The sequence below is a fragment of the Niveispirillum irakense DSM 11586 genome (genome assembly GCF_000429645.1).
GTDB classification, from domain to species: Bacteria; Pseudomonadota; Alphaproteobacteria; order Azospirillales; family Azospirillaceae; genus Niveispirillum; species Niveispirillum irakense.
In genome coordinates, this window is record NZ_AUCG01000016.1 from 537,026 (window position 1) to 560,212 (window position 23,187).

Annotated in this window: 24 protein-coding genes; 12 read left to right on the plus strand and 12 right to left on the minus strand. The window is 62.4% G+C overall.

From position 1 onward, the window contains the following. Positions 1-55 precede the first annotated feature (55 nt). From G473_RS0106010 to G473_RS0106020, 3 genes are all read left to right on the plus strand, one after another. Positions 56-1,183, plus strand: a complete 1,128-nt coding sequence (locus G473_RS0106010; protein ID WP_029012363.1) for a type III PLP-dependent enzyme — start codon at positions 56-58, stop codon at positions 1,181-1,183. A 279-nt stretch (positions 1,184-1,462) separates the two neighbouring features. Further along, positions 1,463-2,161 carry a TorF family putative porin gene (locus G473_RS25330; RefSeq protein WP_051329926.1) on the plus strand — a complete coding sequence of 233 codons (699 nt, stop codon included), beginning with the start codon at positions 1,463-1,465 and terminating at the stop codon, positions 2,159-2,161. Positions 2,162-2,347: 186 nt separating this feature from the next. Continuing rightward, entirely contained in the window at positions 2,348-2,785 is a 438-nt protein-coding gene (locus tag G473_RS0106020; protein ID WP_029012364.1) for a flagellar basal body rod protein FlgC, read from the plus strand. 265 nt (positions 2,786-3,050) lie between these two features. Here the strand turns inward: G473_RS0106020 and G473_RS0106030 are convergent, their stop codons facing one another. The 3 genes from G473_RS0106030 to G473_RS25340 all read right to left on the minus strand — a co-directional run bounded on the left by G473_RS0106030 (position 3,051) and on the right by G473_RS25340 (position 5,707). After that, positions 3,051-4,784 (minus strand): ABC transporter permease, encoded by a 1,734-nt coding sequence (locus tag G473_RS0106030; protein WP_051329927.1) that lies wholly within the window; start codon positions 4,782-4,784, stop codon positions 3,051-3,053. Between the two features lie 132 nt (positions 4,785-4,916). After that, positions 4,917-5,219 (minus strand): flagellar motor switch protein FliN, encoded by a 303-nt coding sequence (gene fliN / locus G473_RS29045; RefSeq protein WP_161630948.1) that lies wholly within the window; start codon positions 5,217-5,219, stop codon positions 4,917-4,919. Positions 5,220-5,398: 179 nt separating this feature from the next. Further along, entirely contained in the window at positions 5,399-5,707 is a 309-nt protein-coding gene (locus G473_RS25340; protein ID WP_154667272.1) for a hypothetical protein, read from the minus strand. Between the two features lie 315 nt (positions 5,708-6,022). Between G473_RS25340 and G473_RS25345 the strand changes: the two genes are divergently transcribed. Together G473_RS25345 and ispG are read left to right on the plus strand one after the other, a co-directional pair. Further along, complete coding sequence (locus tag G473_RS25345; RefSeq protein ID WP_084437657.1) at positions 6,023-7,210, plus strand: helix-turn-helix domain-containing protein; 1,188 nt, start codon at positions 6,023-6,025, stop codon at positions 7,208-7,210. A gap of 141 nt (positions 7,211-7,351) precedes the next feature. Next, complete coding sequence (gene ispG, locus G473_RS0106050) at positions 7,352-8,485, plus strand: flavodoxin-dependent (E)-4-hydroxy-3-methylbut-2-enyl-diphosphate synthase (RefSeq protein WP_029012366.1); 1,134 nt, start codon at positions 7,352-7,354, stop codon at positions 8,483-8,485. A gap of 68 nt (positions 8,486-8,553) precedes the next feature. Here the strand turns inward: ispG and G473_RS0106055 are convergent, their stop codons facing one another. Continuing rightward, the gene (locus G473_RS0106055; RefSeq protein ID WP_029012367.1) at positions 8,554-9,006 is read right to left on the minus strand and encodes a flagellar basal body-associated FliL family protein; all 453 of its coding nucleotides are present in this window, start codon (positions 9,004-9,006) and stop codon (positions 8,554-8,556) included. Positions 9,007-9,239: 233 nt separating this feature from the next. Here G473_RS0106055 and G473_RS25350 point away from each other — a divergent pair, with 233 nt between their 5' ends. The 3 genes from G473_RS25350 to G473_RS0106070 are packed head-to-tail and all read left to right on the plus strand — an operon-like array spanning position 9,240 to position 12,555. Next, positions 9,240-10,328: an HlyD family secretion protein gene (locus tag G473_RS25350; protein WP_051329931.1), complete on the plus strand. Its 1,089-nt coding sequence runs from the start codon at positions 9,240-9,242 to the stop codon at positions 10,326-10,328. Between the two features lie 3 nt (positions 10,329-10,331). After that, complete coding sequence (locus G473_RS0106065) at positions 10,332-11,921, plus strand: DHA2 family efflux MFS transporter permease subunit (protein ID WP_051329932.1); 1,590 nt, start codon at positions 10,332-10,334, stop codon at positions 11,919-11,921. Between the two features lies 1 nt (position 11,922). Further along, a complete protein-coding gene (locus tag G473_RS0106070) occupies positions 11,923-12,555 on the plus strand; it encodes a TetR/AcrR family transcriptional regulator (protein ID WP_035705450.1) in 633 nt (210 codons plus the stop codon). Between the two features lie 73 nt (positions 12,556-12,628). Here the strand turns inward: G473_RS0106070 and G473_RS0106075 are convergent, their stop codons facing one another. The 4 genes from G473_RS0106075 to G473_RS0106085 form a co-directional block, all read right to left on the minus strand. Next, entirely contained in the window at positions 12,629-13,021 is a 393-nt protein-coding gene (locus tag G473_RS0106075; RefSeq protein WP_035705453.1) for a MarR family winged helix-turn-helix transcriptional regulator, read from the minus strand. A gap of 149 nt (positions 13,022-13,170) precedes the next feature. After that, entirely contained in the window at positions 13,171-13,341 is a 171-nt protein-coding gene (locus tag G473_RS30215; protein ID WP_154667273.1) for a hypothetical protein, read from the minus strand. 39 nt (positions 13,342-13,380) lie between these two features. After that, entirely contained in the window at positions 13,381-13,623 is a 243-nt protein-coding gene (locus tag G473_RS0106080; RefSeq protein ID WP_029012371.1) for a hypothetical protein, read from the minus strand. 125 nt (positions 13,624-13,748) lie between these two features. Then, positions 13,749-14,135, minus strand: coding sequence for a hypothetical protein (locus tag G473_RS0106085; protein WP_154667274.1), 387 nt, complete (start codon positions 14,133-14,135; stop codon positions 13,749-13,751). A gap of 97 nt (positions 14,136-14,232) precedes the next feature. On the opposite strand from G473_RS0106085, the gene G473_RS0106090 reads away from it, so the two are divergent. Beyond that, positions 14,233-14,529, plus strand: a complete 297-nt coding sequence (locus G473_RS0106090) for a type II toxin-antitoxin system HigB family toxin (RefSeq protein ID WP_029012373.1) — start codon at positions 14,233-14,235, stop codon at positions 14,527-14,529. A 175-nt stretch (positions 14,530-14,704) separates the two neighbouring features. Continuing rightward, a complete protein-coding gene (locus G473_RS0106095) occupies positions 14,705-15,085 on the plus strand; it encodes a helix-turn-helix domain-containing protein (RefSeq protein ID WP_029012374.1) in 381 nt (126 codons plus the stop codon). A gap of 56 nt (positions 15,086-15,141) precedes the next feature. Here the strand turns inward: G473_RS0106095 and G473_RS0106100 are convergent, their stop codons facing one another. Then, positions 15,142-17,220, minus strand: coding sequence for a S9 family peptidase (locus G473_RS0106100; RefSeq protein ID WP_051329933.1), 2,079 nt, complete (start codon positions 17,218-17,220; stop codon positions 15,142-15,144). A gap of 392 nt (positions 17,221-17,612) precedes the next feature. On the opposite strand from G473_RS0106100, the gene G473_RS0106105 reads away from it, so the two are divergent. Continuing rightward, on the plus strand, positions 17,613-18,230 hold the full coding sequence (locus tag G473_RS0106105) for an outer membrane protein (protein WP_029012376.1): 618 nt from the start codon (positions 17,613-17,615) through the stop codon (positions 18,228-18,230). A 757-nt stretch (positions 18,231-18,987) separates the two neighbouring features. Further along, complete coding sequence (locus G473_RS25355) at positions 18,988-19,674, plus strand: sugar transferase (protein WP_051329934.1); 687 nt, start codon at positions 18,988-18,990, stop codon at positions 19,672-19,674. Positions 19,675-19,911: 237 nt separating this feature from the next. Here the strand turns inward: G473_RS25355 and G473_RS29055 are convergent, their stop codons facing one another. The 3 genes from G473_RS29055 to G473_RS25365 form a co-directional block, all read right to left on the minus strand. Next, positions 19,912-21,102, minus strand: coding sequence for a hypothetical protein (locus G473_RS29055; RefSeq protein WP_029012377.1), 1,191 nt, complete (start codon positions 21,100-21,102; stop codon positions 19,912-19,914). A gap of 166 nt (positions 21,103-21,268) precedes the next feature. Further along, positions 21,269-22,423 carry a GTP cyclohydrolase II gene (gene ribA / locus G473_RS0106120; RefSeq protein ID WP_084437720.1) on the minus strand — a complete coding sequence of 385 codons (1,155 nt, stop codon included), beginning with the start codon at positions 22,421-22,423 and terminating at the stop codon, positions 21,269-21,271. Between the two features lies 1 nt (position 22,424). Then, positions 22,425-23,183: a CDP-alcohol phosphatidyltransferase family protein gene (locus tag G473_RS25365; RefSeq protein WP_161630949.1), complete on the minus strand. Its 759-nt coding sequence runs from the start codon at positions 23,181-23,183 to the stop codon at positions 22,425-22,427. Positions 23,184-23,187 lie beyond the last annotated feature (4 nt).

Sequence of the window (23,187 nt, forward strand, 5' to 3'; positions counted from 1 at the left end):
ATTACTATTGCCTTCACCTGACATCGCTGACCTTGTTGCCTCGGAGTCTTTCGCAATGACCGAGAAGATCGCCCGTTTTTTTGCCGAACAGACGCCCGCCACGCCCTGCCTGGTGGTCGATCTCGACGTCGTTGCTGAAAACTATGCCAAGCTGAACGGCGCCATGCCCGATGCCCGCATTTTCTATGCGGTGAAGGCCAATCCCGCGCCGGAAATCCTGCGCCTGCTGGTTCAGGCCGGTTCCTGCTTCGACACCGCATCGGTGCCGGAAATCGAATATTGCCTGGAAGCCGGTGCCACCACCGACCGGATCAGCTTCGGCAACACGATCAAGAAGGCCGCTGACATCCGCACGGCCCACAAGCTGGGTGTGGATCTGTTCGCCTTCGACAGCATCGAAGAGCTGGAAAAGATCGCCGAGAACGCCCCCGGCGCGCGTGTCTTCTGCCGTATCCTGACCTCCGGTGAAGGCGCCGACTGGCCGCTGTCCCGCAAGTTCGGCTGCGAGCCCGCCATGGCCAAGGAACTGCTGATCAAGGCCGCCAGCATGAATGTGGTGCCCTATGGCGTGTCCTTCCATGTCGGCAGCCAGCAGCGCGACCTGACCCAGTGGGATATCGCGCTGGCGACCTGCGGCGACATTTTCCGCACCTGCGAGGAAAAGGGCGTTCTGCTGAAGATGGTCAATATGGGCGGCGGCTTCCCCACCCGTTACCTGAAGGATGTCCCGACCAGCCAGGCCTATGGCGAGGCGATCAACGAGAGCCTGCGCCGCCATTTCGGCAACCGCATCCCGGAAACCATCATCGAGCCGGGCCGCGGCATGGTGGGCAATGCCGGCATCATCCAGTCGGAAGTGGTGCTGATCTCCCGCAAGTCGGCCAATGATGACAAGCGCTGGGTCTATCTGGATATCGGCAAGTTCGGCGGTCTGGCTGAAACCATGGACGAAGCCATCCAATACCCGATCCAGACCGAGCGTGACGGCCCGGCTGAACCGGTGATCCTGGCCGGCCCGACCTGCGACAGCGCCGATGTGCTGTATGAAAAGGCTGATTACCGCCTGCCCAATTCCCTGCGCATCGGTGACAAGGTGACGATCATGGCGACGGGCGCCTATACGACCACCTATTCCGCCGTCAATTTCAACGGGTTCTCCCCGCTGAAGGCCTATTACATCTGATCTAGTCGGCGGCGTCTTTCGCGTCGCATCAAGGCCGCCCCTCACCGGGCGGCCTTTTTTATGACCATTTTTGGTCAAATTTTAGGCAACCCAACAGCAACTGCGTATTTATTTTGCAACAGTGCGGCGGAATGTTGCACAGCAACAATGCTCGTTCTAGGCGCAAACTATAGAAAACCGCATAATCCTTGACTGTGTGTATCCGCCCGACAGGTTGGCATCGCTTTTGCTAATTCAGTCGCGGACCCTAAACCATAAATGCCTCATAAGGAGTGGTTCATGCGTTTCTCCCGGTTGCTCGCCTCCACGGCCATCGCTGGCCTGATGCTCGCCGGCGCCTCCGCCGCTCAGGCCGAATCGCCGTTCTCTTTCTCCGGCACGGCCGCCATCACCTCGGATTATGTCTTCCGCGGCTACAGCCAGACCGGTGAAGACCCTGCCTTCCAGGCCGGCCTGACCGCCAGCCATGAAAGCGGCTTCTTCGCCGGCGTCTGGGGTTCCAACGTCGATTTCGGCACCGGCAGCGACGCCGATGTGGAAGTGGACCTGTTCGCCGGTTACACCAACACCGTCAACGACCTGACCTATACGGTCACGGCGCTCTACTACACCTATCCCGGTGCCTCCAGCGATTTGGAGTATGATTATTTCGAAGCCGGTCTGGATCTGGTCTATTCCATCGGCGATGTCTCGATTTCCGGTAAGGTCTACTACTCGCCGAAATTCTTCGGCACCGCCGGCGGCGACGCCTGGTACCTGTCGCCGGGCTTCAGCTACGCCCTGACCGACATGATCACCATCAATTACGCTGTCGGCTTCAACGAGCTGGAAAATGGCGCCGACTACAAGGACTGGAATGCCGGCGTGGCATTGAAATTCGAGCCGTTTGTTGTCGACCTGAAATATTACGATACCGACGTGTCGGGCGTGAAGGAAGCCGATTCGCGCTTCGTCGCTTCCCTGACCTACGCGTTCTGATCGGTTGCGCCGGGGGATGCCCCCCGGCCTGCCTCATCGTTCGGCAACGGCCGGCCTCCTCGAGGGCCGGCCGTTTGCTTTCCGACCGGCTTTTGCCACCCGGCTTCTTGAATACCGGACCCTTTGCATAGTTGCCCCGGACCCGCCTGCGGCGGATAATCGGGATGAGAAAAGGAACGGTCCGCCATGTCCGCGATCACCACCGGCACCACCAGCATCGCCCTGTCCGGCGCGCTTGCCCAGACGCAGCGCTTGGCCGCATCGGCGAATAATGTCGCCAATGCCGGCAGCATCGGTGCCATTCCCGGTGCTGATGGTGCCGTGGCCGCCGGACAAAGCCCCGCCTATGCCCCCACCAGTTCCAGCCAGACGAGTGTGGCCGGTGCCAATGGCCAGGGCCAGGGCACACAGGCGGTTTTCCGCCCCAAGACCCCGGCCTATCTGCCGGAATACCAGCCCGACAGCGCCCAGGCCGATGCCGATGGCATGGTCGCCCGGCCCAATGTCGATCTGGCAGCAGAACGGGTGGACCAGATCGGGCAGCTCCGCGCCTATCAGGCCAATCTCGCCGTTCTGCGCACTGAAGATGAGATGCAGCGCAGCGCCATCAACAGCCTGGCCTAGAGCGGATCGCGCAAAAGCCGAATCGCTTTGGAGCGTGAATCCAGATCGCTGAACAAGGACTTAGAGTTTGCCAGATTTAGGTTGGATCAACCTCCACCGTCACCCCGGCGAAGGCCGGGGTCCAGTTTCGTAGAGCGAGGAGCCCCTGATTCTGGACCCCGGCCTTCGCCGGGGTGACGGTGGTAAGAATCATGTCTGATTCCATTTAAACCTGACGAACTCTAAAGCCGGGTGCGTTTCCGGTTAAACGCGCCCGGCTCTGGCCTTATTGGTCATTGCTGCTGCCGGGCCGGCTTTTGGTGATGGCGCGCGACAGCATCACCACGGGGATGATCCCGACCAGCACAATGGCAATCGCCGAGGTGCTGGCCTCTGTCAGTCTTTCATCACTGGCCAGCGTATAGACGCGCACGGCCAGCGTGTCGAAATTGAACGGCCGGACAATCATGGTCGCCGGCAGTTCTTTCATCACATCAACAAAAACCAGCAGGCCCGCCGTCAGCAGGCTGCCTTTCATGATCGGCACATGCACCTTTGCCAGGGTGCGCCCCGCCGTCTGGCCCAGGATACGGGCGGCATGGTCCATGGTTGGCCTGATCTTGGACAGGCTGGCCTCCACCGTGTTGAAGGAGACGGCCAGGAAACGCACCAGATAGGCATAGACAATGGCGGCGATGGTGCCGGACAGCAGCAAACCGGTGGAGACACCGAACTGCGCCCGCATGAAACCATCCACCGCATTATCGAAGCGGGCGGCCGGGATCAGGATGCCCACCGCAATGACGCTGCCCGGCACGGCATAGCCCATGGCCGCCACACGCGCCGCGCCGCGTAGAAGCGGGGTCGGGCGCAGGCGCAGCCCATAGGCGACCAGACAGGCAAGCCCCACCGCCAGCAGCGCGGTGATGCCCGCCAGGGTGAAGCTGTTGCGGGCCAGACGCAGGAATGTGTCACCAAACAGCGCATCACCGCCGCCCCATGCCAGGTGGAACAGGATGGCCAGCGGGATCAGAAAGCCCAGCGCCAGCGGCAGCAGGCAGGCCACCAGGGCTGAAAAAGCCCTGAAGCCCGTCAAGCGATAGGAGGGTAGGACGCGGTAGCGACCGGTAGCATGGAAATAGCGCGCACGCCCGCGGCTATAGCGCTCCATCACCACCAACCCGGTGACGAACAGCAATAGAACCGAGGCAAGTTGCGCCGCCGCCACCGGTTCCCCCAGGGCAAACCACGTGCGGTAGATACCGGTCGTGAACGTATCGACGGCGAAATATTGCACGGTGCCGAAATCGGCCAGCACCTCCATCATCGCCAGCGCCAGACCGGCAGCAATGGCGGGGCGGGCCAGCGGCAGGGCGACACGGATGAAGCTGCGCCAAGCGCCCGCCCCCAAGGTGCGGGCCACTTCCAGCGCACAGACCGACTGTTCCAGAAAGGCCGCCCGCGCGAGCAGATAGACGTAGGGGTACAGCACGAAGGTCAGCACCGCCACCGCACCTCCCAGCGACCGGATATTCGGGAACCAGTAATCATCCCTCGTCCAGCCGAAAAAGGCGCGCAACCCGCTTTGCAGCGGGCCGACATATTGCAGCAGATCGGTATAGGTATAGGCCATCACATAGGCTGGCATCGCCATGGGCAGCAAAAGCGCCCATTCCAGCCAGCGCTGGCCGGGAAAACGGCACATGGTCACCAGCCACGCCGTGCCCACCCCGACAACCAGCACCCCCATAGCAACCCCACCGGCCAGCATCAGGGTGTTGGTGATGTAGGTCGGCAGGACCGTTGCCGCCAGATGATCCCAGACCCCATTGCTGGGCACCAGGACGCGGCTGGCCACGATCAAAACCGGAAGGGCCACCATCAGCGCAATGGCCAACAGCAACAGGGTCCAGCCGGAGGGCAGAGCCGACCGCCATCGCGCGCCCAGAGCGGGACCGACAGGCGAAGGTAATGGCGTGGCCACGGGCGGAACGGGGCTATGCAGCGGTTGGTCGGTCATGACCAGACTTGTCCCACCCTTGCGAACCGCTCGCAATCGAATTCAGCCACAAGGCTTCTTTGGGCTGCCCGTACCGGCCCGCATGATCATCCATCTTGAAAGAAACGCGGGATCGTCCCACAGGCCGCGCCATCATTCCCCAGGACCAGGGCCCAGCGGCTCACGCCCCCGTGTGGCCTGGGGCATCAGTTCCACGATGGTGAGACCCAGCCTTCCATCCACGACCACGAGTTCCCCCCGCGCCACCATACGGTCATTAACGAACACGTCCACCGGCTCGCCGACCGCGCGCTCCAGGTCCACAATATCACCGGGGCCCAACCGCAGAAGCTGGCTGATCCGCAGCCGGCGTCGGCCGAGACGCACCGACACCTGCACCGGCACCTGCAGCACGCTGGTGCGATCAAGATCATCGCCGGCAAGCAGGTCTGTCATCGGGCCGAACCATCCGCGCTGGAAAATACGATCAAGCCGGGCGCGAGGCCCCTGCCATCCATCCATTATAGCGGCATCCGCCCGGCCAGGGAAAGCGTGGCGGCAAAGCCAAACCGGATATGAAAAAGGCTTGGCCCGCATCCGCAGGCCAAGCCTTTATTCAAGCCATCGCGATGGGCTTACTGCGTTGCGGTCGCGGTGGAAGTGGATGTGGAGGTAGAGGTGGTGGGCGGGCCGCCGCCTTCCTCATCATCCCCGCCGGCAGCGGCGACGGCGATGATCCCGGCTGCCGCAACCACACCGACGGCGGCCAAGGGCACCAACGACCCGGCCGCAGCACCAACGGCGCCACCGCCCGCCGCACCGCCCGTCACGGTGGGCTGCGGCGCGGCATCCGGGGGCTGTGTCGCCCCTTGTTGCGCAAAAGCCGGCAGCGCAGTGCCGGCGGCGAGCATGACCGCCAAAGCGGCAGAAACGGAACGGCGCATGATATTCCCCATCCGATGTGAATGTCGGCCTTTGATCCCGAAAGGTGCCACAGGATAACGCGCAGGACCTGTGATCGGACGGGGACAACGCCGTGTCATCGTGCTTAACACCATGGAAAAGCGGGCATTCCTCCAGACGGGCAAACCTACCGCTAATGCGCCGATCACACCGGACCTCTTCACCTATCCATCGTATTTGACATTAATCTGGTCTGTTTTTCTGCCTACCAATGCAGAGGCGGGCTGGTTGCACCGGCCCGGCGGGGTTGTTAAGACTGGGGTCGGGAACAGGCTTGGCTCAGCCGGCGGGGGACCATGGCAGATCATCACGGGCACCATCACGATATGCGCGACAGGATCGCAAAGGCGGGCGGCGGAGATCACCCTCCGCAGGTAACACCCGACGGGCCCCGCCATGTCGGCGAATTGCTGCGCCAGCAGCGCGAGGCGCTGGGCTATCCACTGCCAGCCCTGGCAACCAACCTGCGCATCCGCCAATCCTATCTTGAAGCGATTGAACAGGGCCGCTGGACCGATCTGCCGGGTGCTGCCTACAGCACCGGCTTTTTGCGGTCCTATGCGCAGATCGTGGGGCTGGACCCGTCCGACGTGCTTGCCCGCTACAAGCTGGAATCGGCCGGTTACAAGGCGGACCCCGAGCTTTACTTCCCCGAACCGGTGAATGAAAGCCGGGTGCCGGGCGGGGCTATCCTGCTGATCGCCGGCCTGCTGGCTGTGCTGGTCTATGGCGGCTGGTATGTTCTGTCCGCGTCCGACCGGTCAGTGGGCGACACGGTGGCCGATCTGCCGGACCGGCTGTCCAAGCTGATTTATGGCGACCAGATCACCGAGCCGGAACCGCCGCCCATCCGCGTGCTGGACCCGGCACAGGTGGAGGCCCTCTCCACCCCGCAGACGGCAACCCCGGCCCCGCCACCGCCCGATACGGTTGACAAGGCGGTCGATAAAGCCGCCATCGCGGCCGATACGGCACCAAGCGATGCGCCGCCGCCCGCCACCGACACATCCCGTCCCAACGGGGAAGAAGAAAGCGAAGTGCCGCAACTGCCCGATCTGGGCCAGGGGGCGGCACCGGTGGCTGAGCCCGCGACACCGGAAGCCGAACCCGTGGTGCGTCCGGAAGGCACACCACCCCCGCCGCCACCCTCCGGTGAAGATGCGCCCCCGCCCCTGCGATCCGCCGACATCCCCCCCAGCGGGCGGGTGTTTGGTGTCGCCGAAGGACCGGTGCGGGTAACCTTGCGCGCCTCGGAAGATAGCTGGGTGGAGGTGAGGGATGGCAAGGGTACGCTGTGGGCATCGCGCGTCCTGCGCCGGGGTGATCTGTTCCGCGCGCCCGACGTGCCGGGGCTGGTGCTGAATACAGGCAATGCCGGCGGTCTGCTGGTGACCCTGGATGGGCGCGACATGGCACCGCTGGGGGCAAAATCCCAGGTGCTGCGCAGTATCGACATCACGCCCGATGCCCTGGCTGCGCGCTGAGACGCCCTGATCCGATAAGGGCGGCCCCGTAAAACCTGCCTTGTGCTATAGAAGGGGGGCGGGCCTGCGCGGCCTGCCTCTTGCCTTATCGGCGCCGATAACCGATCTGGTCACTGAACCATCCCGTACAGGCTTGCCATCATGACTGCCGACCCCGCCGCCCATCGCCCCTGGCGCCAGATTCTGCGCCGCCCCTCCCGTCAGATCCGGGTTGGATCGGTGCTGGTGGGTGGCGATGCGCCGATCACCGTGCAGACCATGACCAATACGGTCACCGCCGATGCCAAGGCCACGATCGAACAGATTCGCCGGGCGGAAGAAGCCGGGGCCGATATTGTCCGCGTCTCCTGCCCGGATGAGGAAAGCACGGCGGCGCTGAAGGAGATTGTCGCTGCTGCCCGCGTGCCCATCGTGGCCGATATCCATTTCCATTACCGCCGCGCCATCGAGGCGGCGGAGGCGGGTGCCGCCTGCCTGCGCATCAATCCCGGCAATATCGGCAGCCATGAGCGGGTGCGCGAGGTTGTCCAGGCCGCCAAGGACCATGGCTGCTCCATGCGCATCGGCGTCAATGCCGGCAGCCTGGAGCGGGAATTGCTGGAACGCTATGGCGAGCCCTGCCCCGACGCGCTGGTGGAAAGCGCCCTGACCCACGCCAAAATCCTGGAAGATCATGATTTCCGGGAGTTCAAGATTTCCGTGAAAGCATCGGAAGTCTTCATGGCGGTCGCCGCCTATCAGGGGCTGGCAGAGGCCTGCGACTATCCTTTGCATATCGGCATCACCGAAGCGGGCGGCCTGCGCGCCGGCACGGTGAAAAGCTCCATCGGGCTGGGCATGCTGCTCTGGTCCGGGATCGGCGACACGATCCGCGTCTCGCTTTCTGCCGATCCGGTGGAAGAGGTGAAGGTCGGGTACGAGATGCTGAAAAGCCTGGGCATGCGCCGCCGGGGTGTCACCGTCATCTCCTGCCCCTCCTGCGCGCGCCAGCAGTTCGATGTCATCAAGACAGTGGAAGTGCTGGAGGAGCGGCTGGCCCATATCACCACGCCGCTGACCGTATCGGTCATCGGCTGTGTGGTGAACGGGCCGGGGGAAGCCACCATGACCGATATCGGCCTGACCGGTGGCGGCAAAAATACCCATCAGATTTACCTGGGGGGTGTTTCAGCCCATCGCCTGAAAGACCAGGGTATCGTCGATCATCTGGTGGAACTGGTGGAAGCCAAGGTGGCGGAAATCGAATCGGCCAAGGCTGCGACCGCGGCTGAATGATATTGGTCCCCCCGGGGGGACCTGTGGGGCCTGGGGATGTGCAGGCGGTGGTGAAGCGTCGCCGCCTGTCAGCTCACCAGCAGGGAGAGGATCAACGCCTCCTCCACCAGCGGCTCCCCAATCGCGACATTGGCAATCTCGACCAGCCGTTGCTTCAGATTTTCCACCTGCTCCGGGCCTGACCGGTAATTGACCAGATCTTCCTGGGGCAGCATCTCTGTCACCAAGCCGACGATACGCGGGCGGTAAGCGTTTACCGACTCGACCTCCGCCACCACCTTTTCCGACGCGCGGACCACCAGATCGACCTGCAGCCTGACATAGGAATAGGGGCGCCGCCCCGGCAGGGTCATCACGGGTAACTTAACGAAACGGATTTTCGGATCTTCTGGATTGCCACCGCCCGCAGCGCGGGACGGGAGAGCATGACCCAGCGCAGCCAGCGTCAGGCCGCCAGTCAGCAGGCGCAGAAAGCCGCGGCGATTCTCTCCGCCAACCGGCATTTCCCAACTGTCGCTCATGGCCTGCTTCCCACATCTGTATGACGCAGCCTGTTTTATGTACCAGACAATCCTAATGATTGGTTGCTGAACCGATCAGCTCCCCACTTTTTTCCATGCAATAGCGGCATGGCAGCCCAGGGCATTTCCATACGGATCAGTCCAGTTATTCCCATTGACGGGTTCGCGTACCCGGCGCAGTTTTGCCACAAAACTGGACCGTCCAGTTCCGTAATATCATTCTGGGGTGTGTCATGACCAAGAAAAGGCTGGGGCTTCTGCTGGCCATTCCCCTGCTGGCCGGGGCCGCCTATGGCGGGTGGAACTGGTGGCAGGTCGGACGCTTCATCGAGAGCACGGACAATGCCTATGTCGAGGCCGACATCATCCTGTTGAGCCCGCGCGTTGATGGGCATATCGCCCAGTTGCTGGCGGTGGAAAACCAAGTGGTGGCGGAGGGTGATGTGGTCGCCCGGCTGGATGACACCGACTACAAGGCCAAGCGCGATCAGGCTTATGCCCGTCGTGATGCTGCCAGCGCCGCCATTGCCAATATCGACAGCCGGCTGGCGCTGGAAGAAACGCTGATCGCCCGTGCCGCCGCCAACGTCGCCTCGGCAGAAGCCGAACAGCAGCGCGCCGGGGCTGATGCCAAACGCTATGTGGCCCTGGCCGACCGTGATTTCGCCAGCCAGCAGAAACTGTCCACCACGAAGGCTGATGCCGCCAAGGCCGGTGCCGCGTTAAGGGCGGCCCAGGCCGCGCTGACGGCAGAACGCGAACAGGTGGATGTGCTGCGCACCGAACGGGTCAGCGCCCAGGCCAATCTGGCCGAAGCTGAAGCCGCCCTGGCTTTGGCGGAGAACGAGTTGGAAAAGACCGTGCTGCGGGCCCCCCGGGCCGGGGTGATCGGCCGTAACAATGCCCGCGTCGGCCAGTATGTCCGCGCCGGCACGCAATTGATGGCGCTGGTCCCGGTACAGGACGCCTATATCACCGCCAATTTCAAGGAAACCCAGATCAACCGGCTGCGCATCGGCCAGCCGGTGACCATCCATGTCGATGCCTATCCCGGCCTGGAAGTCACAGGTCGGGTGGCCAGCCTCTCGCCGGCATCGGGCGCCCAGTTCAGCCTGCTGCCACCGGAAAACGCGACCGGCAATTTCACCAAGATCGTGCAGCGCGTGCCCGTGCGCATCGCCCTGCCCGCCAAGGGCCCGATGGCCGGTCGGCTGCGGCCGGGCCTGTCGGTGGAAGCCCGTGTCGATACACGCCATGACGGCCAGGATCTGATCGGCATTGCCGGCCCCGGCGCCAACGACCCGCAGGTCGCGGAGCGCTGATCCATGTCCACCGCCGCCCCGACCCTGGACGCCCCTGCCACGCCCCTGCCTGCCCCGGCCACCGACCGCCGCACGGTGATCGGCTTCGTGGCCATGGTGTTCGGCATGTTCATGGCGATCCTGGATATCCAGATCGTCGCCTCCTCCCTGTCGCAGATCCAGGCCGGGGTGGCGGCCAGCGCGGATGAGATCGTCTGGGTCCAGACCAGCTATCTCATCGCCGAAGTGGTGATGATCCCGCTTTCGGGCTTCCTGTCCCGGCTTTTATCCACCCGTGTGCTGTTCACCCTGTCCGCACTGGGCTTCACCTTCATGAGCTTCCTGTGCGCCCAGTCGAACAGCATCGAGGAACTGGTGTTGTGGCGCACGCTGCAGGGCTTCATCGGCGGCGGCATGATCCCCACCGTATTCGCCACCAGCTTCACCGCCTTCTCGCCCGCCCGGCGTGCGGTGGTGACCGTGGTGGTCGGGCTGGTCGCCACGCTGGGACCCACCATCGGCCCCACCCTGGGCGGCTATCTGACCGAGCAGTTCAGTTGGCACTGGCTGTTCCTGATCAATCTGGTGCCCGGCCTGGTCGTGGCATCGGTGGTCTGGAACTGCATCGATATCGACAAGGGTGACCGTAGCCTGCTGAAGGGCGTTGACCTGATCGGCATCGTCCTGATGGCCATCTTCCTGGGCAGCCTGGAATATGTGATCGAGGAAGGGGCGCGGAACCAGTGGTTCGAGGATGAAGAGATCGTCCGTTTCAGCATCCTGGCCGGGGTGGCCGGGCTGATGTTCTTCTGGCGGATGTTCACCTATGCCCAGCCCATCGTCGATCTGCGGGCACTGCGCGACCGTAACTTTGCCATTGGCAGCCTCTACGGCTTTATCATCGGCATCGGGCTTTACGGGTCGGTCTATATGCTGCCCCTCTATCTGGGACAGGTCCGGGGACTGAACGCGCAGCAGATCGGCGCCACCATGATCGTCACTGGCCTGTGCCAGTTCCTCTCCTCGCCCTTTGCCGGGCGGCTGTCGGCCAAGATCGATGTGCGCAAGGTGCTGGCCATCGGCTTTGCCCTGCTGGCCACCAGCTTCTATCTCTCCGTACCGGTCACGGCGGACTGGCAGTTCGATCAGTTGCTGATACCGCAGATGCTGCGCGGGGCCGGGCTGATGTTCTGCATCATCCCCATCACCAATCTGGCGCTCGGCACCCTGCCGCCGCAGGAGGTGAAGAATGCGTCCGGCCTGTTCAACCTAATGCGCAATCTGGGCGGCGCCTTTGGTCTGGCGGGGATCAATACCGTGATCACAGAAAGGCTGGCCCATCACAGCCGCAGCCTGTACGACTGGATCGACCCGACCCGGCCGGCGGTGCAAAGCTGGCTGGACGGAATGGGCGCCCGCCTGACGGACAGCGTGGGATCGGATGCAGGCAGTCTGGCCATTCTGTCCCGCATGGTGCAGAAACAGGCGACTGTAATGACATTCTCCGACCTGTTCCTGGTGATGGCCGTGCTGTTCACGATCGCGCTTCTGACCCTGCCCTTCGTCCAGCGCCCCGTCTTGCGGGGGGCCGCCGCTGATACCGGGGCACATTGAGATGACGGATACCATCGCCGCCCCCCGTCGCGCCGGCAGGCCGCTGGATCTGGCCAAGCGCGAGGCCATCCTGTCCGCCGCCGAGACTGTCTTCATGGATGAAGGCTATGGCGTCAGCATGGACCGGGTGGCCGAGGTGGCCGGCGTATCCAAGCAGACCATCTACAAGCATTTCGAATCGAAGGAAGCGTTGTTCGACGCCACCATCCGGCGACGGGTGGATCTGGTTACACAGCCCATTACCGCCGTGCCCCCGGATACCCCGCCGGAGATGGTGCTGCGCGCACAGGGGGAACGGTTCCTGGAGATGGTGATCCGGCCGCGCTATTCCTGCCTGCTGCGGGTGGTCATGACCGTGCAGGGCGGCACCGATATCGGCCGGCATTTCTATGAGGAAGGCCCCCGCACCTCGCTGCGTCGGCTGGCCGACTACCTGTCCCGTCAGCATGAGCGGGGCAGGCTGCGGGTGCCGGACCCCTTGCTGGCGGCTGAACATTTTTTCGGCCTGCTGAACGGGCATTTGCAGATGCGCAGCCTGTTGAGCGGCCCGCTGGAACTCTCCCCGGACGAGATGGAAGCACGCGCCACCGCTGCCGTCCGGGTGTTCATGGCTGCTTACGGCCCGGAAAATTGACAATAGAGTCAAATTATTTGGCCAATTCAGGCTGAATTTCAGAAATTCCAGCCTGAATTTATTGGGTCAAGCCTCAAGCGCTGCGCCGCAAGGGGGGGCGCTGCTCCGTCTGGATCAGGGCGGACAGCTCGGTTGCCAGCGCCCGGCCCTTATCGGTCAGGGTGATGATCTTGCGGCGGCGTTCGCGCGGGTCTTCTTCCGCCTGCACCAGATCATGGCCGGCCTTGCCGAAGCTGTGCCACTTCGACAAGGCGGCCACATTGCGCGACGCCGATGATTGGGCGATGCCCAGGCGTTCCGACAGGTCACGGATCGACAAGCCCTCGTTCTGCGCGATGGTCAGAAAAGACAGCGCATATTGGATGGGCAGATCCGGGTCCAGACGGCGCAGGGCTTCCAGGACGCGGACCAGCGGGTCCAGCGCGTCAGGATGCCAGTCGGCAATCTGTGGGGGATTGACGGTCATTGGATGTGGGCCCCCTGGCTACCGGGCGCCATTGCGCCGGCGTATAAATCAGGTGGACGCGACCAAGCCAGATCAGCAGCTCGCCATTCTCGCGGCGCACATCACAGGCGCGCCCGTCCCGGCTGCTTTGATCGGCCCAACGCGCCAGTTCAATGAATAATTTGGGGCCCCTGCCCAACGACATGAAGAGACTCATGACAGTCCTCGAATGTTCGGAAGATTGTTTCTTGATTGATTGTTTGCTGCGGTCCGATTTGTCGGTTTCCGGCCATACGGCGCGCCGCGCCGGTGGTACCGGTATTGGTAAATGACTTATCCATGGAAAATGCCTCCTTGTGTTTGGGGTTTCGGGGAAGGGTTCAACCGAACCTATCGCCGATCTGCGGGAAGGTTGCAATAAACAATCTGTCCCGATATTCCGTGAGTTCCGATATCGGATGAATACGGAACGACAAAGGCGCCCGGCCGGTTCCCGCCCCCTGCTCGGTAAAGTGACGCCCCTCGGCATCAAACTCCCGCAACACCGCCACGGGCAGGTCATGCAGCCGGGGCTGGGGCAACAGCCCCGCCACCAGCCGCGACAGGATGTATGTGATGGTCATGATCTCGATCCACAGATTAATGCATTGTCGAGATATATCCGATATCGGATTATTTACGTCAAGCGGGCAACCTTCCCACTGATCGAAGGGCCATCATGAGCCGGGCGCAGGCGCGTGACCCCGCATCACCATTCCTGTTCAGTCGCCAGACCGCGCAGCAGAATATCAAGATGGGTGCGGATCAGGTGCGGGTCCGGGCGATGGCGGAAGGGGGCGAGGCAGAGATCAGCCACAATCAGGCTGTCATGGGGGCGGAAAAGCCCGGCCTCCACCCCGTCGCGGTGCAGATCGGCCAGCAGATCACGCAACGCAATGGTCACCGGATCACGCCCATCCATCAGCCGCATACGGAAATCCAGTGCCGCCGCATCATCGGCCAGCAGCAGGGAGGCTACCTGCCCCAAGACCCGCCGCAATCGGGCGGGGGCGGGCATCTCGCCCCCCCCCGCCGCCTTGCGCAGCTTTTCAGGGAGCGGGTCGGGGTGGGTGGGATAAAAAGAAGGAACTGTCATGATGGCTGTATCATAGCCGGAGGCCGCAGCGAAATCATGCTTGTCATGAGCCTTTGAAAGCATCATATTCCCATAACGGGAACACCACTGGTTCCGAATGAATATCATCGCGAAGCGAACGCTCAAGCAGTTCTGGGAGAAACACCCCCAGGCGGAAGCGCCCTTGATGGTCTGGTTTGCCGCCGTTTCCCGCGCCCAATGGGATGGGCCGGGGGATGTGAAGGCAGCCTTTGGTGCCAACGTGGATTTCGTGGCCGATAACCGGCTGATCTTCGACATTGGTGGCAACAAGTTCCGGCTGATCGTCAGGGTGGCCTACCGGCACCGTCAAGTGATGGTGAAATTCATCGGCACCCATGCCGAATATGATCGCGTGGACCCGGCGACAATTTAGGAGACATTCCCCGCTTAAGCACTCAGGGCTTACTGAAGCAAAGACTTCTCTCTCCGGTCGAAAGGCCGGAGCCTCATTGAAGCCAGGACTTCTCTCCGGTCGAAAGGCCGGGGCCTCATTGAAGCCAAGGCTTCCATCCCCACCTGAAGGGCGGGGCCTTTGGAAAGCGATGATCATGGATATGGATATCCGCCCCCTGCGCACCGAAGCGGATTACGAATGGGCCCTGGGTGAGATCGAGCCATATTTCGATGAAGAGCCCGCCCTTGGCAGCCCGGAATCAAACCGGTTCCTGGTTCTGGCGGATCTGATTGCCGCCTATGAGGCGCGGCACTGGGCGATTGATGCACCTGATCCCATCGCCGCCATCACCGCCGTCATGGCGCAAGGCGGCTATCGTCAGGCCGATCTGGCCCAGCTTTTGGGCTCCCGATCCCGGGCCAGTGAAATCCTGAACCGCAAACGCGCGCTGACCACCGATATGATATGGCGCCTGCATCAGGAATGGAAAATACCGGCTGAGTTGCTGATCCGTCCCTATCATCTGGCCGAATGAAGAAAGGGCCGCCCGGATGGACGACCCTTTCCTCTACCAGAACCTATACGGCCCGCTTACGGCTTGGCGGCCAGCGCTTCCGTCAGGCCGGGGACGAAATCGGCCCCCGCCGGCACCTGGATGGTGGCACCGGTGAAATCGCTGCCCACCGGCTCCTGCCGGCCGCCCAGGCAATGCGACAGGAAACCTTCCGCCACGGCATAGAAGCTGGTGCGGTTGGCCGGGCGGGCGAAACCATGGCCTTCATCCGGATACAGCACATAGGTGACCGGGATGTTCTTGGCCTTCATCGCCTCGACAATCTGGTCCGATTCAGCCTGCTTCACACGCGGGTCATTGGCGCCCTGGGCGATCAGCAACGGCTTAGTGATCTTGTCCACATGGGTCAGGGGCGACCGCTCGGTCAGCAGCGCCTTGCCTTCCTCAGTCCGCGGGTCACCGACGCGGCGGGCCAACTGCTCGAAGAAGGCGGCCCAATATTCCGGTACGCTGGCCAGCAGCGTATTCAGGCTGGACGGGCCGACAATATCCACGCCGCAAGCGAACCGGTCCGGCGTGTTGGTCATGCCCCACAGCGTGGCGTAACCACCATAGGAGCCGCCATAGATCGCCACCTTATCCTTGGGCGTGATGCCCTTATTGATCGCCCAATCGACGGCATCAATCAGGTCGTCATGCATGGTCCGGCCCCATTGCTTGTCGCCGGCATTGGTGAAGCCCTTGCCGAATCCCGTAGAGCCGCGGAAATTGACCGACAGCACGGCATAGCCGCGGTTGGCCAGCCATTGATGCTCGCCATCATAACCGAAACTATCGCGCGCCCAGGGCCCGCCATGGACATTCAGCACCATGGGCAGCGGCTGGTCAGGCTTGCCATCGCCATCCTGATCGGCGCCGGGCGGCAGGGTCAGATAGCTGACCAGCGTCTTGCCATCGCGGGACGGGATCTCCAGCGCCTGCATGGGGGCCAGCGGCTTGCCTTCCAGGTTCGGGCGCACGGTGAACAGGATGGTCAGCTTCTTGGCCTTGCGGTCATAAAGATAATAGGCCGCCGGCTCCGTCACCCGGTCGATCACGATGGTCCAGAGATTATCATCCTTGGACCGGCTGGTGACGCTCCACTGGCCCTTGGCCTGCTCGTTCAGGAAGCTGATGTCGGCCGCCACGGCGTCGCCCACCGGCGTCCATTCATCCTTCAGATAATCGACATTGAAGGCTTCAACCGCGCCCGTCTCCGGGTTGGCCAGGATGCCGCCAATATCGGCCTGATCACTTTCCGCCAGCAGCACCTTCTCCCCGCTGGTCAGGTCCATTGTATAAAGCGCGGCCTTGTCGCGGTCAGCAGTGGAGAGCAGGTAGGCGACATTGCCTTCCGCCGGGATGCCCTCAATCTCGGTGGAAAGGGCATCATCCGCGCCGATGGTCAGGATCGGCTTGCCAAGCTTGCCGTCGGCGCCGAAGGACTGCAATTCCATGCCGCCATCGGGCAGCGGCTTGGCGGCCAGACGCAGCTTCAGGTCCTTGTCAGCATTGAAGCCGGCATAGCCATCATTCTTGAACACCAGTTCCAGCTTGCCGGTCTTCAGGTCCAGACGATGAACATCATGCCAGCGCGGATCGCGGTTATTCAGCCCGACCAGGATGGCATCCGGCACCTGGCGCGATACGGCAACGATCTGGACCGTCGTCTTCTCGAACGGGGTCAGCGGCTTGGTTTCAGCGCTGGCAACATCCACACCATAAAGCAGGAAATCCTCATTCCCACCCTTATCCTGCAGATACAGGATCTGATCCCCCGTCGGGGTCCAGAAGAAGCGGCGGATGGGGCGGTCCGTTTCGGCCGTCAGCGGCTTGGCCGCCTCGATATCGCCAATAGGCGCCACCCAGATATTCATCACCCCGTCACGCGGCGCGAGAAAGGCGACCGACTGGCCATCCGGGCTGATGGTGGCAGCGCTGCGGCTGGGATTGCCGAACAGATCCTTGCGGGCAATCAGTTCCGGGGCTACCGGGGCCGCCGCTTCAGGGCGTGCCTGGGGCTGTGCCGGCTCTTCCTTGCCGCAGGCCGACAAGGCGGTTGCGAAACCCAGCGCCAAAATCGTGGAGCCGAGCAGCGGCGACAGCTTCTTCTTCATTGGAGATGGTCATCCTTCATCTGGGGCGTGGGTCCCTCCCGGCATGTGCCGGGAAGCCCGGCGCCACTATCGCAATGGAAATAGGGCGACGGCAAGCCGCACACCCGATCTTGGCCCGCGCGTATTGGAAATCAATTGTGGCTATTCAAGAGGCTCCCTGCCTGAAAGGCGCAATGGCCTCATCGCACGGGCGCATGACTTGTGTGATGAACCGCACATGGAACAGCGTTCAATCTGGTCTATACCCAAATCGCACCACGGAACGACGGCGATCGATCAAATGATCGGGCCGCATCCGTAAATAGAAACAGAAACAAACCTAGTCCCATAACGCGCAAATAATTTTGCGCCACAGGTTTTTACAACCTGAAGGGAAGCCACAGGAGTCTAAAATGTCGCGCTTTGCTTATGCTCTGCTCGCTGGTGTCGCCCTGGTTGGTGCCGCTGCCGCGCCGTCACTGGCACAGTCCACCGCTTTCAATGGCCCGTATGTCGGCCTTTACACCGGCTATAACTTCTCTGACGCGGAAACCAAGACCACGGGTCTCAGCCAGGATCTGAACCAGGATGGCTGGAGCTATGGTGGTTATCTCGGCTACGGCCAGACCTTCGACCGCATCTATGTTGGCGCGGAAGGTGAAATCGGCGGCAATGATCTGAAGGGTTCCAAGACCCTGGCCGGCCGCGTCACCAGCCTGGATGCCAATGAAACCTATGGCCTGTCCGTCCGCGCCGGTTATCTCGTGACCGACAATGCCCTGGTCTATGGCCGCGTGGGCTGGCAGCGGACCAATTACGAGATCAACTCCGGCAGCCTGTCGCGCCATACCGACCTTGACGGTGTGCGCTTCGGCGGCGGTGTCGAGGTGGCGATGACCGAGAATGTCGTGGCCCGCCTGGAGTACAATTACACCGACTATGACAAGCTGAACTACAATGTCGGCACCGCGAACTACAGCGTGCAGCCGGATGGCGGCCAGCTCCGCCTGGGTGTTGGCTACCGCTTCTGATCCTGACGCCTATTGCTGGTCACGCGGAGGATGGCAAGTGGCGCCCCCGCCCTTGCCCGAAGCCTTCCCATGATCGGCATGACGACCGGATGGCGCCCTCGGCCTCCCCTCTCCCCTTCGGCCGAATCCCTCCCACAGCCATCCGGCCCAACCCCCGGCATTCTCGCGAATGCCGGGGGTTTGTCTTTCTACGATTCATGCCTTTAGTATTACATGTACGAAATAAGTTTGATGCCCAACCTAACCTTTAGGGTGAGGCATTTTAGTTACCACGCGAACATTTGAACGGGGTAACGCGCCTGCATCTCCAATAACTCTGCTGCATCGCACAAACACTAACGAGGTGAATCGGACGGGGACGGGATCAAAAGGGGCGATCGCTTCTGTTGCACAGGCGATGAGAGTCTTAGAAAAATTTCAAATCAAATTTGTTAATATTTTCAGCACCATGAACTGGCGCTAACCCACGGAGATCACAGCGTTTCCGATGGAACGAAATTCATAATTTATCGCTGGCACACCGTCCGGAGCCGGCAGCATTCCCTATCCGGAGCAGGACCAGTCACCATGTTGAGCAGGGAGCAGACCAGATCTCTGCAATGCGCGCGCGTGTCATGATCCCAAAATGGCTTGACAGTTTATGATGCAACAGCGAAAAAAACGTCCCATGCGATGGCTGTTCAAACGCGCATGGCCTGAACTTGTAAGTAATTTTTCTAACTTCGAAATTTAGACAGCAAGTTCAACAGGAGTAATTATGAGTCAGCAAGAAAGCAATATGGTGCTTGGTGCCGACGATATTATAATTTCAGAAGATATTGCCAGTCCCGCCATGCGGACGAGCAGCGCGAAGCGGCTTCTTGATATTGTTGGCTCCGCAACCTTGATCATCTTGTTGTTGCCCGTGATGTTTATCGTGGCTTTTTTGATCAGCCGCGACGGGGGCAGCCCCATTTACCGCCAGCGTCGGGTTGGCCTGAATGGCAAGATGTTCGATTGTCTGAAATTCAGGTCGATGATTCTGAATTCTCAGGAAGTTCTGGATAATCTGCTGAAGTCGAATCCCGAAGCACTCCAGGAATGGCGCGAAACCCAGAAACTGAGCAACGACCCGCGAATCACGCGGATCGGTAAGTTCATCCGCGCAACCTCGCTGGATGAGTTGCCCCAGCTCTGGAATGTGCTGAAGGGTGACATGAGCTTGGTCGGGCCGCGTCCGATTATCCGGGATGAGATCATCCGCTATGGTTGCTATTTTGCGCATTATAAATCGGTTCGCCCAGGTCTGACTGGTCTGTGGCAGGTTTCCGGGCGCAGCAACACGAGCTATTCTCATCGTGTCGAGCTCGACACAAATTATGTGAATAACGTCTCCGTTTTAGGCGATATCCAGATCTTGCTGAAGACTGTAAAGGTCGTCCTGAAGCGCGAAGGCGCGCGCTGAATCTTAGCAGCGCTGATGTTTAGACACCTTTATTGAGCCGTTGGGTTATACGGCGCGTGATGTGCAGGTGGGAGAAAGGCCCAGGATACCATTAGTGGATCCTGGGCCTTTTTGTTTGGCTCCGTCAGGGCAAAGCATCTTCTTATAGGGTCCGAGTCGACGACCTGCCCTTGATATGCCGCCTTATCCCGTGTCAGTCGGTGCGGATCCCAAGGTTAAGATTCATGGATCTTTGGATTAGAATGCGCCAGGAGCGATAGCTGGCATGGCGGGAGTGGCGGCTGTTCCATTGTCGCTCCGCCGCTGCTGCGCCTGATACTTGCTCAGCCCTGCCATCATCATGTCGGCAAATTTATCCTGCGCCACCGGCTGGGGGGGAAGCGGGACAACAGAAGCCGGGGCCGGGGCGGCTCCAGCCTCTTCGCCGACCGGCTTACCAGAAGCAGTCGGCACCCGTGCCACGGTCGGCATGGCCTCGGCCTGCTGTTGCACCATCTGTACAGCCGCATTCGGCAGAAGCGGCTTAGGCGCCATGCTGCCCCGGACAATGGCGTTGCTGCGATAATCAGCCAGGGTGCGGCCGGTGCCGGCATTGCGGTGACCGGTTGATGCCTGATCCTGGGCCAGGGCGGCCACCATATCGCTTCCGCCCCCCTCCCCGGGTGCCGGCAGGCTGGCGACAGAGGCCCCCGCCCCCAACCCCGCAGCGGCCATCTTTGCGGCGGAAGCGCCCGGCACCGCCTGCCAGGACTTCAACTGCTGGGCATTACCAATACCGCCCAATGCCGCCGCAGAAGTGGAGCCAGCGGCGGCGGGCACCGCACCCGGTGCCGGCATGGCGCCACCCTGCTGCATCAGGCTTTCCAACAGTGCCGCCTGTCCGGTGGAAAGTTCGGGAACCTCCCTGTTCTCCACCGCAGACTTATGCCCTGTGGAAGAAGGCGCCCCATCGGGAAGCGGGGCTGCCTGGGCATGGCGAGGACGCGGCGCCGTCACGGTGAAGGGATCATCCTCCGCGGGCGGGATGACATTCTTACCCTCGCCGTTGCCGGTGAACAGACTCACGACATTATCGGCGATGTCCTTGCCCGTCTCATGCTCCACCACCGCATCAGCGGCGGCGATGGCCATGCCGATCGGCCCGAAGAACAGGGCACTGCCCGCCACCTTCGCCGGTGTTTTGATGGTATCGCCGGTAATGGCCTGGTAGATCTTGTTGACGACGGGAATGTGCTGCAGCGGGTTAACCACATCCAGCACATCCCAGAAGGACATGCCGCCTTCCCCCTCAGCCTTGCCCTCAGCACCGCCATCCTGCGGGACCGTTCCGTTCGTGGACAGGGAAGCCGGGGTCGCCGAGGCGCGCTCCTCCCGCATCATATGATGCGTGGCGCGGACATGATCCATATGGATGCTGCTCGGCGGCATGGTGGGCTCCCTTGTGACGGGATGCACCATGCAGAACCCATGCCAGATACGGGTCCATTAATAATGATACAGAATCAACTATTTATAGCCCGACAGGACATATCCGCCGCCCCTGCTGATCCGGCAAGCGGCGGAATTTGCCGGGCGCGCGGCCCATCCTGCCGGGTCAGAACAAATGGCCGGACCGTTCCGCCTTGGTGCGCAGATAGGCCTCGTTATGGCCATTGGCGGGGAAGATGTGCGGCACCCGCTCCACCACTTCCACCCCGCACCGGGCAAGCTGTTCCATCTTGTCCGGGTTGTTGGTCATCAGCCGGACCTGGGAGAAGCCAAGCTGCTTCAGCATATGGGCAGCCGGCAGATAGACACGCTCGTCAGCATCGAAGCCCAGAACGGTGTTGGCATCCACCGTATCCAGCCCGCCATCCTGCAGCTTATAGGCGCGCAGCTTGTTCATCAGGCCAATGCCGCGCCCTTCCTGGGCCAGATACAGCACGATGCCGCTGCCGGCGGTGGAAACCTCCCGGATGGCGCCGCGAAGCTGGGGGCCGCAATCACAGCGGAGCGAGCCCAGCAGATCACCGGTGAAACATTCCGAGTGCAGGCGGGCCAGCACCGGCTGCCCCGGCACCGGATCGCCAATGATGATGGCCAGATGCTCCGGCCCGCCATCACTGGGGCGGAAAGCGACGATGCGCGTGCGCTCCGCATCCTCCAGCGGCACAGCGGCCTCTGCCACCCGTGTCAGCGACCGGGCAGAGCGGCGGCGATAATCCACAATATCGGCGGCAGCCACCATCAGCAGGTCATGGCGGCGGGCGAAGACCCGCACTTCCCGATCCGCCGGCAGCGGCACCACCAGGGCTGCCGGCAGCAGGCGGGCGATCTTGGCCAGGATCGTGGCCGCCCCTTCCGCTGTCACGTCACCGGGCAGGGAAACCGCCCCCAGCCGCTCTGCCAGATCGGCACCGGTCAGGGATTTCAGCGGTCGGGTCGGGTCTGCCAGTTCCCGCACCAGTTCCAGCCCCAGGCCCTTGGGTGGGGACAGGCGCACCGGCTGATCGACCGGCATATCCAGGCCCAGCGCTACCGCCCGCTGCCCGGTCACGATCAAAGACGGGGTTGCCCCGCCCAGCACGGTCAGATGGTCCAGCGATGCCGCCGTCACCGCCTCCGCCGCCAGGACCAGCAATGTGCCTTCCACCGCCGTGACCAGAACGGCCTCACCCCGGCGCAGATCGGCCAAGGCACGGTCTACGGCACGTTGGGCCGCCTGATCCGGCAGGGCATCGATATCAGCGGAGGCGTAATCCAGTGCCATATTATCCATGTTCCGTTCCGTTGGCGCGGCCGCCATGGCGTATCAGCCAGACGGTATCGGTGGTAAAGGAGAAAAGCAAAAGCGCAAGGGCTGCACCTGCCGCAACGCCGGTCAGCGGTGGTTCCATCCAGGGGCTGGCGCCGGCCGCCAGCACGGCGACCTGCACAACGCAGATGGCCCGGCGCCGCTGGCTGAAGGGCAAGGGGCCGGCCAGCACCGGCCAGACCATCCCGGCCAGGATGAACAGGTGCCGCATGAGGCCCAAGCCCAGCACCCAAACCCCCGCTTCGCCCCACAGATAGAGCAGCAGCGAGAGAAGCAGGATCAGCAGCGCATCCAGTTCCATGTCGAAGCGCGCACCATAGGGGCTGCACATGCCCTGCCGCCGCGCGATCCAGCCATCCACCCCATCCAATGCCAGGGCCACCAGCGCGATAACGGCCAGCATCCACGCCTGTTCCGCCGCCATGCCGGGGGCCAGCGGCAGGGCACCGCCCACCAGGGCGATCAGGCCGCCACGCAACAGGGTGATCCGGTTGGCCGTACCCCAGCCGCCATGGTTGAGATGCCCCGGCAATCCCATCCAGGCCAGGCCTGCGACCACACAGAAGGCGCCCAGCGCCGCCGCCGCATACCAGGCGGGCAGTTCCATCATCCCGGCCAGGACCAGCGCACTGGCCACAACCAGGGGGGCTGCGACCAGCAGATGGGCGGAAACCTCAAGACGCAGGCGGGAAAGAGTGATGGGGGCAGCGGTCATGATC